We start from the raw sequence: 13,250 nt of genomic DNA, 5'->3' as shown, positions 1-13,250 counted from the left end.
CTGCGAAGCTAGAGCAGTGCAGCCCGCCTCGCCGCGACCGCCTTCCTCGCCGCCTTGAGGTCCTCGAGCGTCTGTTCGACGTTGTCTTCGTGAACAGCGTCACGCGTAGCGGCGAGCATGTCGTACTGACGCTCACGCCGGCGCTCCCGGTAGTCGAGGAGATCCGCGAGGAGAACGCGCCGGTGCGTTCCAGCCCTCTCGAACGGGATCTCACCCTCGTCGAGGAGCTTCACAACGGTCGGGCGACTCACGTTCAGGAGATCCGCTGCCTGCTGAGTGGTCAGCCTCGTTGTTTGCGGCACAACCGAGACAGCCAGTCCGCTCTGCATCGCATGAACAATCTTGCGGAGAGCGAGGTAGATCTCTTCCGGAAGCTCTACCTGATCACCTGGGTGCGCTCCCGCAAGAAAGTACCGCGGCTCGGGAACGACCCGACCGGCAGCCTCATGGGCGGTAAGGAAGTCCAGAACAGGGGCTAGCTCGTCGCCCTTGCTGGGAAGATACGTCTCTTCAACGACTGCAGCGCGAGACACGGGAATCACCTCAATACACGTGAACGCAGGAGGTTGCGTTTGTTGCGATTACCGTACCACGCGTCCCTGGCAGATCAGTAGATGGACCTGCTCGACACTGTCAGAAGACGCGGATGCCGCCATCCGCGAGCGCGTCACGGGCTCTGCCCCATCGGCGGTCGTCGGAGTAGATCTGCCATTGCTCGGCGAGCCCCTCGTCATGGACGAGGTCACGGAAGCGGCGGAACGCGCCCGCGCCCTCGATTGCGCGGATCAGTCGGTCTCGCAGCGCGCTATCGCGCTGACGGAGCACGAACGCTTCCATGTCCTCCCACCGGTCCCGTGATCCAGCCCGTTCGAGCCGGACCCACCGATCAGGTTCCGCCTCGACGTTCATCGCTGCGTCCTCCCCGACAATGGCCGGGTCGGTGAAGTCTCCGCTGAAGGCCTCACCGGTCAGGACGTCGACGTAGACCGTGCTCGACTCTCCGAAGTCGCCCTCCAGGAACGAACTGAGCTCGTCGAGGTCGACCGGGGAAGTGTGTGCTGCGGGCGATTCACGTCGCAGCAGTGCCAGCAGATCGTCGGCGAGCACCTGGTCCCCAGGGCCGCTCCGCCCGGTGAGCCGGTGGATCAGGGAGAGCGCCACCGGTTCGGCCTGGCGACGCCGGCTGCGCAATGCCATCGCCATTCCGGAGCCGACCTGCTGGAGCGCGTCATCGATCTCCCGCCCCGTCAGCGCATCGAGGAAGCCCACCGCATCGGCTGCCGCGACTGCGGCGCGGACAGCCCGGATGTCGAGTTCCGCCACAGCACCCACAGTTGGCCACTCATGAGTCTGCATCGGATCGAGCGCCCGCGGTCGCTGCGGCATCCGCGACTCACCGTCGTCGCCATCCCAGTTCCTGCCGTACTGGTCGGGGATGCTCCCCCACCCCCAGTAGGGAAGCGGCTTATTAGGCACAATCCCGACCTCATCGAGCGGATCGATCTTGCGCTCGCCGACCACGCAGCGGTGAACCCAGTTGTCGCCGAGATCGAACGTGTACTGGAACGTGGCGCCGAGCGTCAGCATCCGTCCCACTTTCGCCGACTCGATGTCCACCGCAGCGACGACCGGCCCGAACGAACTGGACGCCAGCGCCTGCCCGGTCTCGTCGTCGGTGATGACACGACCATCGGCGAGGGTGAAGACGGAGAGGTGCGAGCGATCCCATCGCGCGAACGCGTCATCGATCGCCTCAGCCAGGTCAAGGAACGTGTGCGACGGCGCCACGGCGAATATCCGGCCCGGCCACGGCCACAGGTCCTCGCCCCGCCCGCCCAAGAGCTCCACCCTCACCGACAGCCACGTCCGCGCCATACAGCGAGCATGCCACGCCGGCCGGAGTTGATACACGAGCGCGATGGACTTCACGATCGCGAGACGAGCCGTTCGGAGCTGGATTGACATCCGGCCGAATCTTCTTCTTCCATCAGCCGAAACGGTGAGACCGGGGCCTGCGGCCTTGGCACCGGTCGGCCGCGGAGCCTCGGGCAGTGGCATCCTGGACGGATGCCTTTGGCCCTCGACATCCCGAACGTCCTCGCCTCGTTCCGCACGACCAGACGCGACATGTGGGACTGGCGGTCGGTGCAGACCTACGCCTTCGAAGCCGAACAAGGGGTGTCACTCCTGGCGGACATGGCCGACGACTACGGCGCCGAAGGCGTGATCCCGGTCGTGCAGAAGGCGATCGGGAGCACCTTCCGTGTCCTCATGCGCGCCGACGATTCCGGCGGACTCATCCAGCTCGTCATCCAGGAGCTGCTGAACCTGCATGCCGATTTGTGCGATCAGAGCCCGCCTCCGCCGGCCACGCTGACCGGGTGGATCCAGAAGCAGCAGTTCGGCGAACTCGGCGAGTACTTCTCGGTGGACGTCGTCGACTACGCGGACGCTCTCGGCGAAGCCGGCATCGTGAGGTTCGAAGCTCACCTCGACAAGCGACGACGGACGCTGACCACACCCTTCGACGGGCGGCCCGACCCGGAGTTCACACACGACGACGAGTGGCATGCCCGCCATGCCGTGCTCTACAACCTGCAGCGCCTCGCCGTCCTGCGTGGTGACGAGGACGCGATCGTCCGCACCCACGGCGGAGACATGCCGCGCGCCCACATGCACGCCGCCGCTGCCAAAGCGCTCCATGAGGCCGGACTGCTCGACCGCGCGACCGTCATCGCGCACGAGGGCATGACTCTGCCCGGCGGGCCGCACCAGCAGCAGGAGTGCGGCGAGCTCTGGGTCGCCTTGGCAATCGCAACGGGCAAGAGTGCCGCGGACGCGGCCTCAGAGGTATTCCGACGATGGCCGACCACGGCCAATGCGCAGGCGTGGGAGTCAGCTTCAGGACCAGACTGGCCAGCGATCCGGGAGCACGCGATCGATCGGATGCGCGAACGCCCGTGGGAGCTGATCGCATACCTGATCGACGCGGATGACATCGCCCGCGCATGGGCAGAGGGACTCCGCGCGGCCGAGAACGGCACGTCGATTCTCTCCCAACAGTGGGATGACCTCGTCGACCGGTACAGCAAGATCGATCCCGTTGCCGTACTCCCCGTGATGGCGCAGCTCATCGACGACCGTCTGATCGAGGCGAACACCCGCGTCTACCCCGGCGCGGTACGCAGGATGACGAAACTCCGCGCCGCCGCACGAGCAGCCGGACACCCCGAGATCGCCGACGACTACCTCGCCGAGGTGCGCCGAAAGAACGCCCGGCGCCCGTCCCTGATCCAGAGAATGGATGCCGCCGGGCTCTGACACCATGAGCCGTCGCGGCGACAACTGCCGGAGAAGACGGAGGGATTTGTTCGGTCCGCACCCGCCCGCATTGGCATACCCGTAGGTCCCGAACTCCGCTGGCGAGTACATGCGGCGCACCCGGGCCAGCAGCGGATCCAAGTCCTGGTTCAAGACAGCGCTCCGAGACGCAGACCTCCAGGCCACGACCATGCACGACCCGCGTCACACCGCCACGAGCCGTCGGGCGCCTCGAGCCCGGCACCGGCTTCTCGCTCGGATAGGCACGACGTCACCTCGCTCGAGCCGGCGCTAACGCCGCCATGCCGTCAGCACCATGCCGACGTCGGCGGTCGCATGCCCCGCCTACACCCGCTGTCATGACACAGTCACCGACAGTTCGACGACGAAGTCGTCAGCGCTCTGTCCAGTCACCGTCTGACGGATCTCCACCGCCCCCATTTCGAAGCCGAGCTCATCGACGGCATCAAAAAGACCGACTACCGCCGGATGCAGGATCCCATCAGGGAGCTCCTCGCCACCGGCAGGACGCCATGTCGCCACGAGTTCCGTACGAGCCGGAAGCACGGCAGCGAAGCTCTCGGACCCGAGCATATCCTCGGGCACATCCTCCGGCGTGGGCCAGCAGCATGCGATCTCGATGGTTCCCTGGTCACCAGCGCGCAGCGCGGTCCAGAATGGCCCGCTGGGACCGAGACCTGCCCGCTGCAGTCGGACGAACAGTGCGCCGAAGATCTCGTTCGCGTCCTCGTCCGACACGGCGTCAACATCATCGACCGGAACAGCGAGGACTTGCCCCACGAAAGGCTGAGCGGGCATCGTCCGCTCAGTGACGTCGACCACCACGGCAAGCGCGCGGAGCACACCCTCAGCATCGCGGAACGCGAGGTCCTCCCGCTCGCGTTCCTTGAGGACACGAAGCCGGTGTTGCTCGAGCACTTCGAGCGCTTTCCCGCCACCGACCACATCTGCCACCTCGGGCAACGGCACTCCCGCGTCCCGAAGCGCACGGATCACCACGCCCGCGCGCACCTGCCCCTCCGCGTACAGCCGGTATCCCGTACGACCGTCCACCTCGGCGGGCACGAGCGCCCCGGCCTCGTCGTAGTGGCGAAGCGCCTTCACGCTCAGCCCCGTCAAACCTGCGAACTCGCCGATCTTCAACATGAATCCAGCTTGCAGCCTCCCCTAAGAGGAGAGTCAATCGGCACGTCTTCAACACCTCAGGGACTGCAGTCAGTCCACGACGGCAGCCGCCCGAGCACAACTTCAGGCACAGTCAGCCGAGCTCTCGCGGATTGGGCGGTCCGTCGGTTTACGCATGCTTCACGCACGCCGCAGAGACCAACTCCCGCAGACTTTACGCAGTTCAAACGCAAGCCCGGAAAACTAGAACCCGAGATGGTCCGCGATCCCGGTGTTTACAAGGGAACCGAGCCAGAAAAAATGGCGGAGACGGAGGGATTTGAACCCTCGGTCCCCTTGCGAGGACTCCACCTTAGCAGGGTGGTGCACTAGGCCTGACTATGCGACGTCTCCAGGCGAGCGCTCGAAGAGCACGCGCAGAGCAATCATAACCGGTCGAGTCGAGCCCGGCGAAACATCAGCGCTCGGGCAGGGTGCAGGTGACCTGGGCCGCCGTCTGACCCGCGATGCTCGAGGGCAGATCGACGCGATCCTCGGGCACCGCGGGGGTCTCCGGCGACGGCGCCGCCGACTCGACGGGCTCGGCGTCGCCCTCGGGCTTCGCTGCCTCACCGGTCACCTCGACACCGTCGCCCTGGCTCGCGTCGCCGGTCAGGTTGAGCGCCTTGTTCTCACGCAGCGCGGCGAACAGCTGGTCCGCGGCATCCCGAACCGGCAGCACACGCGAGAAGTTGTCGCCGTACTCGGTCGGGTACTGCACGAAGACGATGTCCTCGTAGGGCACGTCCTTCACTGCCATCGCGATCTGCGCCATGAGCGTCGGGTTCGCGAGCGACTGACTGAGCACCAGCTGCCCCTCGTTCACCTGCGAGATCGCGGTCGTCGCGAGAGAGAACAGCGTGCCGGGGTTGCCGAGCACGCCGTCACCCTGCAGCGTGCGCACCATCGACGACATGAACTGCTGCTGATTCGAGATGCGACCGAGGTCGGATCCGTCGCCGATTCCATGACGGATGCGCAGGAACTGCAGCGCCTCGACACCCTGCAGCGTGTGCGGGCCCGCGGCCAGGTTCAGACCCGTGTGCCCGTCGCTGATGTCACCCGCGACGCACACCTCGACGCCGCCGATCGCGTCGGACATGTTGATGACGCCGGTCCAGCGAATGGATGCCGCGAAATGGATGCTCTCGCCGGTGAGCTCCTCGACGGTCTTGACGGTGCACGGCAGGCCGCCGTACATGTACGACGCGTTGATCATCTGCGCGCTCATCGCCGAGTGATCGCCGTTGCCGTCTTCGCGGGGGCATGCGGGGATCGGCACGATCATGTCGCGCGGGAACGACACGACGGTCACACGCCGCGGTGCATCCGAGATGTGCACGAGCATCGTGACGTCGTTGCGCTCACCCTCGGCATCCTCGTTGGCGCAGCGCGGGAAGAGCGCGACGTCCTGCCCCTCGCACGAGTCCGATCCGACGAGCAGCAGGTTGACGCCGCCCTCGATCGCTCCGAGCGACGGCGGGATCGACTCTTCGTCGCCGATCGCGACCGAGCTGTCGGCGACGGCCTGCGCCGCATTCCACAGTGCGAACGCGCCCACTCCCCCGGCACTCAGTCCGACGACGGCGAGGACGACGCCGAGCACCGCGAGCAGCCGAGTGATCGGATGCAGCATCCCGAACCGGCCATGCCGCGCGAACGGGCGTCGGCCTTCCGGCCGGACCTGCACCGACATCAACCGTTCGACCTCAGGTTGCCCGCCGAGCAGGTCTCGTCGGCAGCGGAGGTGCCGGGGATGGAGTTGGGCAACGCGACAGCCGTCTCGGTCGGCTCAGGCGTCGTGGCGTCGGCCGGATCGGCGGGCTCGACGGGGGCCTCGCCCGCGTCGATCGGGTCTTCCGACGGCTCGACCGTGACGACGCCGCCGCCGCGGTTCGGGTCGTTCGTGACCTGGATCGGCTCGTTCGCGGCGAGCGCGGCCCACAGCTGCTCGGCCGCGGCATAGTTCGGAACGACGCGGTTCGGGTCGGCGGGATCGGTGTTGACCGGGTACTGCACGAACACGATCTGGTCGAACGGCACATCCTTCACGGCGAGACCGATCTGGGCGAGCGTGACGGGGTTGGCGAGGCTCTTGCTGAGAGTGATGTTGTCGACGGCGGTCGTGGCGAGCCGGTACAGGGTGCCGAAGTCGGACAGCACCTCTTCGCTGACGAGCTTGCGCGCGAGTCGCGACATGTACTGCTGCTGGTTCGAGATGCGGGCGAGGTCGCTGCCGTTCTCGAGGCCGTGACGCGTGCGCAGGAACTGCAGGGCCTCCACGCCCTGCACGTTGCGCATGCCGGCAGGCCAGTCGATGCTCGTGTACCGGTCGCGGATGCCGCCGTTGCCGATGCACACGTCGACTCCGCCGATCGCGTCGGTGATGTTGATGACGTTCCCGAAGCTGACCTTCGCCGCCATGGGGATGCTCTGCTCGCTCAGCGCCGAGATCGTCTTGGCGACGCACGACAGCCCGCCGTACGACCATGCCGTATTGATCTGCTGCTTGCTCATCGCCGACGTCGTCGAGCCGTCCTCGCGCGTGCACGAGGGGATCGGGACCATGAGATCGCGCGGGAACGAAACGACCGTGACACGGCGCGGATTGTTCGAGATGTGCACGAGCATGTTGACGTCGTTGAGCTGACCTTCGGCATCCGGACCCGTGCAGCGGTCGCCGAAGAGGTACGCGTACTCGGGCTCGCATTCGTCAGTGCCGACGACCAGCAGATCGACGCCCGTCTCGATCGCACCGATGTCGGGCGGCACGGGAGCCTGTCCTTCGAGATCGACGGCGTCCTCGGTGGCGCTCGCCGCGAGATCGTAGGTCGCATAGGCGGCCACACCCGCCCCCGAGACGAGAACGACCCCGAGCATGACGCCGATCACCTTGAGCAGCAGCGAAACCGGATGCGGCGAAGTCAGCGCCCCGTGACGCGCGACGGTGCGACGGCCACGCTTGGCGGGCTTGGTCGTCTGGCTCACGGGGGTCCTTTCACGGCGTCTTCAGGTTCGCCCCCAGCACACATCAAGCGGAGGGTGTGGGATTCGAACCCACGGGACATTTCTGCCCACTGGTTTTCAAGACCAGGTCCATCGGCCGCTCGGACAACCCTCCCGGCGGATGCCACCGGCATCCGTCGAACAGGCGTCGAGTCTAGTCGACGGAACTGCTGACATATTGTTCCAGCGGCGGCTGTGGGACTTCTGAAAGGCGCGCGGGGCTTTGTCGCTCGAACCGTACCGTTTCCGCCGAACGGGACGTCGACGAGGTCGGGTTCGACGGGAATGGTCGGGTTCGACGAAAGGCGACGCGAGAAAGGTCGGGTTCGACGGGAAAGGTCGGGTTCGACGAAAGGCGACGCGAGCGAGGCTCAGAGCGCCCGGAGGATCGCGGCGACGCCGCCGGCCTCGACCGACGTCGTCGTCTCACCGGCGGCATCCCGCACCTCTTGCGGGCCCTGCTCCATCGCGACAGCGCGACCGCCGTGCTCGAGCGCCCAGGCGAACATGCCGACGTCGTTGCGTCCGTCGCCGATGACGAGCACGTTCTCGGGCTGGATGCCGAGCGTCGTGCGCACCCGTTCGAGCCCCGTGCTCTTGTCGACGCCGTGCGGCGCGATGTCGAGCCACGCAGACCAGCCCACCGAGTACGAGACCTGGGTGAGTCCGATGTCCGAGACGAGCTCCAGGAAGGCGTCGGAGGCGTGCTCGGGCGCGACGACGACGACGCGGCACACGCGCTGCGCCCCCAGCTCCTCGAAGGGCACACGGCGCGCGGCGACGAGGTTCCAGTCGTCGAGGTACTCGGTATAGAGGCGGTTTCCGTCGGGCAGCTCCACGAGGTACCGGGCGTCGGGCAGGTGCTCGCGCAGCAGCGTCAGCACATCGCGCGGGTCGAACGTCTCGAGGTGCCACCGCTCGTACTCGAGGTCGTCGGCGTCGATCCGGCGCAGCACGACGGCACCGTTCGAGCACACGACGTATTCGGGAGCGATACCCAGCACACGGAGGATGCCGCGGGTTCCCTCCCAGCTGCGTCCCGTCGCGATCATCACCTCATGCCCCGCACGCTGCGCGTGCTCGACGGCGTCGACGACACCCGGGCTGAGCGATTCGTCCTCGAGGATGACGGTGCCGTCGATGTCGAGCGCGATGAGCATGTGCTCGACGACGATGCCCGGCGCCTCGGTCTCGCGGGCGAGCTCGTCGACGATCTCGACGGCCTCGCCCCGACCGACGACGTCGATCTCACCCGTCGCGGGCAGGTGGGACAGGTCGTCGTCGGTCATGCCGGCGGCTCCATGATCTCGAGCCCGCCCAGGTAGGGCCGCAGCACCTCGGGCACGACGACCGAACCGTCGGCGCGCTGGTGCGTCTCGAGGAGGGCGACGATCCACCGCGTCGTGGCGAGGGTGCCGTTGAGGGTCGCGACGGGCTGCGTCTTGCCGCCCTGGTCGGCGGGCAGACGATGACGGATGTCAAGGCGCCGCGCCTGATAGGTCGTGCAGTTCGAGGTGCTGGTCAGCTCGCGGTACGCGCCCTGCGTGGGCACCCACGCCTCGACGTCGTACTTGCGTGCGGCGCTGGACCCGAGATCCCCGGCCGCGACGTCGATGACGCGGTAGCTCAGGCCCAGGTCCTGCAGCATCCGCTCCTGCATCGCGACGAGTCGCAGGTGCTCGGCCTCGGCGTCCTCGGGCACCGTGTAGACGAACATCTCGAGCTTGTTGAACTGGTGCACGCGGATGATGCCGCGCGTGTCCTTGCCGTACGAGCCGGCTTCGCGCCGGTAGCACGTCGACCAGCCGGCGTAGCGCTTCGCGCCCGTGGTCAGGTCGAGGATCTCGTCCATGTGGTATCCGGCCAGCGGCACTTCGCTCGTGCCGACGAGATAGAGGTCGTCCTCTTCGAGGTGGTACACCTCGGCGGCGTGCTGACCGAGGAATCCGGTGCCCCGCATGACCTCGGGCCGCACGAGGGTCGGCGGGATGAGCGGGATGAAACCGTCCTGCAGGGCACGGTCGAGTGCGAGCGACATGAGGGCGATCTCGAGCCGCGCGCCGATGCCCGTGAGGAAGTAGAAGCGGCTGCCCGACACCTTCGTGCCGCGCTCCATGTCGATCGCGCCGAGCTTCTCGCCGAGCGCGAGGTGGTCGAGGGGCTCGAAGTCGAACGTCGGCACGTCGCCGTGGGTGCGCAGCGTGACGAAGTCCGCCTCGCCGCCGGGCGGGACGCCGTCGATCACGATGTTCTCGATCTGCGCGAGCGCCGCGTCGGAGGCCTCCTCGGCGGCGGTGACGGCGTGCTGGGCCTCTTTGACACGTTCGCTGAGCTGCTTGGCCTCGGCGACGAGGGCAGCCTTCTCGTCCTTCGGCGCCCGCGCGACGGTCTTGCCGTGCGCGTTCTGCGCCGCGCGCAGCTCTTCGAAGGTCGTGATGGCGGAGCGACGCGCACGGTCGGCCTCGAGCGCCGCATCGACAGTGTCGGAGGAGTGCCCACGCGCCTCCTGCGAGCGCTTGACCAGCTCGGGATTTTCACGGAGAAGCACGGGATCGATCACCCGACAATCCTCGCATGCGGGCTCCCCCGCGGCATCCTGCGCATAATGGTCGAATGGCGACCCCTGATGGGAACGGTTCTCGAAACGCAGACGCGCCGGATCCGGTGCAGGCTGCGGCCCCCGACGACGTCATCCGCGAGCCCGAGGACATCGCCCCCGATCGCACCGACGGCGCGAGCGGGCAAGCGCGACGCGTCGACGCCGAGGGCGACACCGCCACCATGTCGGGCGGCGAGGAGCGGCCGAGCCCCAAGGCTGCGCTCGTCTACAACCCGATCAAGGTCGACGGCGACGAGCTGCGCGACACCGTGACCCGGATCTCGACGGATGCCGGATGGTCCGAGCCGCTGTTCTACGAGACCACCGTGTCCGATCTCGGCGACGACATCACGCGACAGGCCCTCGAGGCGGGCGCCGACGTCGTGCTCGTCGCGGGAGGCGACGGCACGGTGCGCGCCGTCTCGGAGGCGATGGCGGGGTCGGGCGTGCCGCTCGCGATCGTGCCCAGCGGCACGGGCAATCTGCTCGCCCGCAACCTGCGCCTGCCCCTCACCGAGCCCGCCGCGATGATCCGCGCCGCGTTCGACGGCGACCGGCACGCCATCGACGTCGGCTGGGCGCGGCTGCGCCGCGCCGACGGCGAGCGCGTCGAGCACGCCTTCGTGGTCATGGGCGGCATCGGCCTCGACGCGGCGATGATCGCGAACACGAGCCCGCAGCTGAAGAAGACGGTCGGGTGGGTCGCGTACGTCGACGGCGCCGCGCGGTCGCTCGCCGGCGCGAAGCCGTTCCGCGTCATGTACCAGCTCGCGGGCCGGCGCCTGCACGCCGCCCGTGTGCAGAGCATCCTCTTCGCGAACTGCGGGTCGCTCCCGGCGGGCCTCGAGCTCGTGCCCGACGCGTCGATCCTCGACGGGGCGCTGGACATCGTCATCGTGCAGCCGAAGGGCGCGTTCGGCTGGCTCTTCGTGTGGCGGCGGGTCGCGTGGGACAACAGCGTCCTGCGCCGCTTCCGGGCGGGGCGGCGCGTGCTGTCGTTCCGCACGAAGGACAACTCGGTCATCTATTCGCGCGGCACCGGGATCGAGATCGGCACGAGCGAGCCGCACCCCGTGCAACTCGACGGCGACGAGTTCGGCGAGGCCGTCGAGGTCGACACCCGCATCGATGCCGGGGCTCTGCTCCTCGCCGTGCCCGAGGGGCACGACCTCAGCGGGCTCTGAGCGATGACCGCTCCGTCGATCGTCTGGTTCCGCGACGACCTGCGCCTGGCGGACAACCCCGCGCTGCGCGCCGCGATCGACCGGGGCGGACCCATTGTCGCGCTCTACGTGCTCGACGAGGAGTCGCCCGGCATCCGCGCCCTCGGTGCGGCGGCACGCTGGTGGCTGCACCACTCGCTCGCCTCCCTCGATGCGCGCCTGCGCGAGCGCGGTTCGGCCCTCGTGCTGCGCCGGGGGCCCGCGAGCGCAGTCCTGCGCGAGATCGTCGCCGACACGGCACCGGCCGCGGTCTTCTGGAACCGCCGCTACAGCGAGCCCGAACGCGAGATCGACGCCGGGGTGAAGTCGTCGCTGCGCGAGGCGGGCATCGAGGTCGCCTCGTTCGCGGCCTCCCTGCTGCACGAACCGTGGGAGGTGCGCACGGGATCGGGGACCCACTACTCGGTCTTCTCTCCGTTCTGGCGCGCCTGCCTCGCCCGGCCCGCTCCGCGGGCCCCGCTGCCCGAGCCGCGCGAGATCCCGGGCCCTGCCCGTGCACCGGCGTCGGACGACCTCGACGATTGGGCGCTGCTGCCCACCGCCCCGGACTGGGCGGGCGGGCTGCGCGACACCTGGGAGCCGGGCGAACCGGCGGCCCGCCGGCGCCTGAGGGAGTTTCTGCGCGACGACCTGGCCTCGTACGAACGGGCGCGCGACGAACCCGCGGCGGGGGCGACGTCGCTGCTGTCGCCGCGCCTGCGCTGGGGCGAAGTGAGCCCGCACACCGTGTGGCACGAAGCCGTCGCGGCGGGCCGATCCGGCAGCTTCCTTTCCGAACTCGGCTGGCGCGAGTTCGCCTGGCACACCCTGTTCCACAAGCCCGATCTGGCAGAGCGCAACCTGCGGAGCGAGTTCGACGCGTTCCCGTGGCCGCCGCTGGACCGCGCGCACCTGCGCGCCTGGCAACGGGGCGAGACGGGCGTCCCGCTCGTCGACGCGGGCATGCGGGAGCTGTGGCACACGGGCTTCATGCACAACCGCGTGCGGATGGTGGCGGCATCCTTCCTCATCAAGAACCTGCTCATCGACTGGCGGCGCGGCGAGGAGTGGTTCTGGGACACCCTCGTCGACGCGGATGCCGCCAACAACCCCTTCAACTGGCAGTGGGTCGCCGGGTCAGGCGCCGATGCGGCACCCTATTTCCGGGTGTTCAACCCCGAACTGCAGGCGAAGAAGTTCGACGCCGAGGGCCACTACATCTCGCAGTGGGCCCGCGACGCACCGACGGAGCCCATGGTCGACCTCGGTGAGACGCGCAGGGCCGCCCTCGCGGCATACGAGGTCGTCAAGCGGGGCTGAGGATCAGCGGCCGAGCGAAGCGAAGACCCCGGCGACGACGCGGGCGACGAGCTCACTGAGCCACTCGAGCGACGGCGGCTCGTGCTCGGTCACGTCGAAGCCCGACGTGACGGTGCGCGCACTGCCGGCGGCGTCGGTGACCGTGGCGCTGATCGTGTACGAGCCCGCGGCGAGATCGGCGGGCAGCGCGTAGGAGCCGATCCACGTGTGCGCACCGATCGACGCGGTGGCCGACGTGGATCCGACGGCCCCGATGAAGGTGCCGTTGACGTCGTAGAGGTCGATCGTGAGCCGATCCAGCGGGGCGGCGTGCGCCGCCGACAGCGTGACGTCGCCGAGACTGCCCCGCACGAGCGAGGCGCCCGCGGCGGGCGACTCGATCGCGAGCGCCGGCGAGGCGGCGCCCACCGAGTCCGAGACGGCGATGGCGGTGGATGCGACGGCGGTCGCCGGAACGGCGACGATCAGGGCCTGCGCGACGATGACGGCAGCGATGCCGCCCACGACAGCGCGCCCACGGCGGTGCGTAAGCAAACGGACAACTCCCCAGTTGTGATCTTGCGATCAGTTCCCCAAACGGAAGCCCCACGCTTCCGCAAGAAACGTATCAAGAACAG

At 68.4% G+C, this 13,250-nt stretch carries 11 protein-coding genes and 2 tRNA genes; 3 read left to right on the top strand and 10 right to left on the bottom strand.

All coding sequences use genetic code 11. From position 1 onward, the window contains the following. Nucleotides 1-8 precede the first annotated feature (8 nt). Together ACFC3F_RS06370 and ACFC3F_RS06365 are read right to left on the bottom strand one after the other, a co-directional pair. Nucleotides 9-533 (bottom strand): excisionase family DNA-binding protein, encoded by a 525-nt coding sequence (locus ACFC3F_RS06370; RefSeq protein WP_376127732.1) that lies wholly within the window; start codon nucleotides 531-533, stop codon nucleotides 9-11. 100 nt (nucleotides 534-633) lie between these two features. Further along, on the bottom strand, nucleotides 634-1,929 hold the full coding sequence (locus tag ACFC3F_RS06365) for a hypothetical protein (RefSeq protein ID WP_376127731.1): 1,296 nt from the start codon (nucleotides 1,927-1,929) through the stop codon (nucleotides 634-636). Between the two features lie 138 nt (nucleotides 1,930-2,067). Between ACFC3F_RS06365 and ACFC3F_RS06360 the strand changes: the two genes are divergently transcribed. Further along, complete coding sequence (locus ACFC3F_RS06360; RefSeq protein WP_376127729.1) at nucleotides 2,068-3,321, top strand: DUF6880 family protein; 1,254 nt, start codon at nucleotides 2,068-2,070, stop codon at nucleotides 3,319-3,321. Nucleotides 3,322-3,678: 357 nt separating this feature from the next. Here ACFC3F_RS06360 and ACFC3F_RS06355 read toward each other — a convergent pair whose 3' ends face one another. The 7 genes from ACFC3F_RS06355 to serS all read right to left on the bottom strand — a co-directional run bounded on the left by ACFC3F_RS06355 (nucleotide 3,679) and on the right by serS (nucleotide 10,072). Beyond that, nucleotides 3,679-4,488 carry a MerR family DNA-binding transcriptional regulator gene (locus ACFC3F_RS06355; protein WP_376127728.1) on the bottom strand — a complete coding sequence of 270 codons (810 nt, stop codon included), beginning with the start codon at nucleotides 4,486-4,488 and terminating at the stop codon, nucleotides 3,679-3,681. A gap of 280 nt (nucleotides 4,489-4,768) precedes the next feature. Then, nucleotides 4,769-4,860 (bottom strand) — tRNA-Ser (locus ACFC3F_RS06350). Nucleotides 4,861-4,924: 64 nt separating this feature from the next. Next, a complete protein-coding gene (locus ACFC3F_RS06345) occupies nucleotides 4,925-6,202 on the bottom strand; it encodes an LCP family protein (RefSeq protein WP_376127726.1) in 1,278 nt (425 codons plus the stop codon). Continuing rightward, nucleotides 6,202-7,494, bottom strand: coding sequence for an LCP family protein (locus ACFC3F_RS06340; RefSeq protein ID WP_376127724.1), 1,293 nt, complete (start codon nucleotides 7,492-7,494; stop codon nucleotides 6,202-6,204). Before ACFC3F_RS06340 ends, ACFC3F_RS06345 begins: the two co-directional genes overlap by 1 nt. A gap of 48 nt (nucleotides 7,495-7,542) precedes the next feature. Beyond that, nucleotides 7,543-7,627: transfer RNA gene (locus ACFC3F_RS06335), tRNA-Ser, on the bottom strand. A 256-nt stretch (nucleotides 7,628-7,883) separates the two neighbouring features. Next, nucleotides 7,884-8,801: an HAD hydrolase family protein gene (locus ACFC3F_RS06330; RefSeq protein ID WP_376127723.1), complete on the bottom strand. Its 918-nt coding sequence runs from the start codon at nucleotides 8,799-8,801 to the stop codon at nucleotides 7,884-7,886. Further along, nucleotides 8,798-10,072, bottom strand: coding sequence for a serine--tRNA ligase (gene serS, locus ACFC3F_RS06325; RefSeq protein WP_376127722.1), 1,275 nt, complete (start codon nucleotides 10,070-10,072; stop codon nucleotides 8,798-8,800). Before serS ends, ACFC3F_RS06330 begins: the two co-directional genes overlap by 4 nt. A gap of 53 nt (nucleotides 10,073-10,125) precedes the next feature. Here serS and ACFC3F_RS06320 point away from each other — a divergent pair, with 53 nt between their 5' ends. Both ACFC3F_RS06320 and ACFC3F_RS06315 read left to right on the top strand, forming a co-directional pair. After that, nucleotides 10,126-11,295, top strand: coding sequence for a diacylglycerol/lipid kinase family protein (locus ACFC3F_RS06320; protein WP_376127720.1), 1,170 nt, complete (start codon nucleotides 10,126-10,128; stop codon nucleotides 11,293-11,295). Between the two features lie 3 nt (nucleotides 11,296-11,298). Further along, nucleotides 11,299-12,633, top strand: coding sequence for a cryptochrome/photolyase family protein (locus ACFC3F_RS06315; protein WP_376127718.1), 1,335 nt, complete (start codon nucleotides 11,299-11,301; stop codon nucleotides 12,631-12,633). 3 nt (nucleotides 12,634-12,636) lie between these two features. Here the strand turns inward: ACFC3F_RS06315 and ACFC3F_RS06310 are convergent, their stop codons facing one another. Beyond that, nucleotides 12,637-13,137 carry a hypothetical protein gene (locus tag ACFC3F_RS06310; protein ID WP_376127716.1) on the bottom strand — a complete coding sequence of 167 codons (501 nt, stop codon included), beginning with the start codon at nucleotides 13,135-13,137 and terminating at the stop codon, nucleotides 12,637-12,639. Nucleotides 13,138-13,250 lie beyond the last annotated feature (113 nt).

Source organism: Microbacterium sp. NPDC055910 (genome assembly GCF_042271185.1).
Lineage (GTDB): Bacteria > Actinomycetota > Actinomycetes > Actinomycetales > Microbacteriaceae > Microbacterium.
Note: the sequence above shows the minus strand (reverse complement) of the source record. Positions and strands in the feature narration are given on the sequence as shown.

Coding starts and splice junctions, on each gene's coding strand:
- ACFC3F_RS06330 (WP_376127723.1), bottom strand. CDS start 8,801: ATGACCGACGACGACCTGTCCCACCTGCCCGCGACGGGTGAGATCGAC.
- ACFC3F_RS06345 (WP_376127726.1), bottom strand. CDS start 6,202: ATGTCGGTGCAGGTCCGGCCGGAAGGCCGACGCCCGTTCGCGCGGCAT.
- ACFC3F_RS06315 (WP_376127718.1), top strand. CDS start 11,299: ATGACCGCTCCGTCGATCGTCTGGTTCCGCGACGACCTGCGCCTGGCG.
- ACFC3F_RS06355 (WP_376127728.1), bottom strand. CDS start 4,488: ATGTTGAAGATCGGCGAGTTCGCAGGTTTGACGGGGCTGAGCGTGAAG.
- ACFC3F_RS06320 (WP_376127720.1), top strand. CDS start 10,126: ATGGCGACCCCTGATGGGAACGGTTCTCGAAACGCAGACGCGCCGGAT.
- ACFC3F_RS06360 (WP_376127729.1), top strand. CDS start 2,068: ATGCCTTTGGCCCTCGACATCCCGAACGTCCTCGCCTCGTTCCGCACG.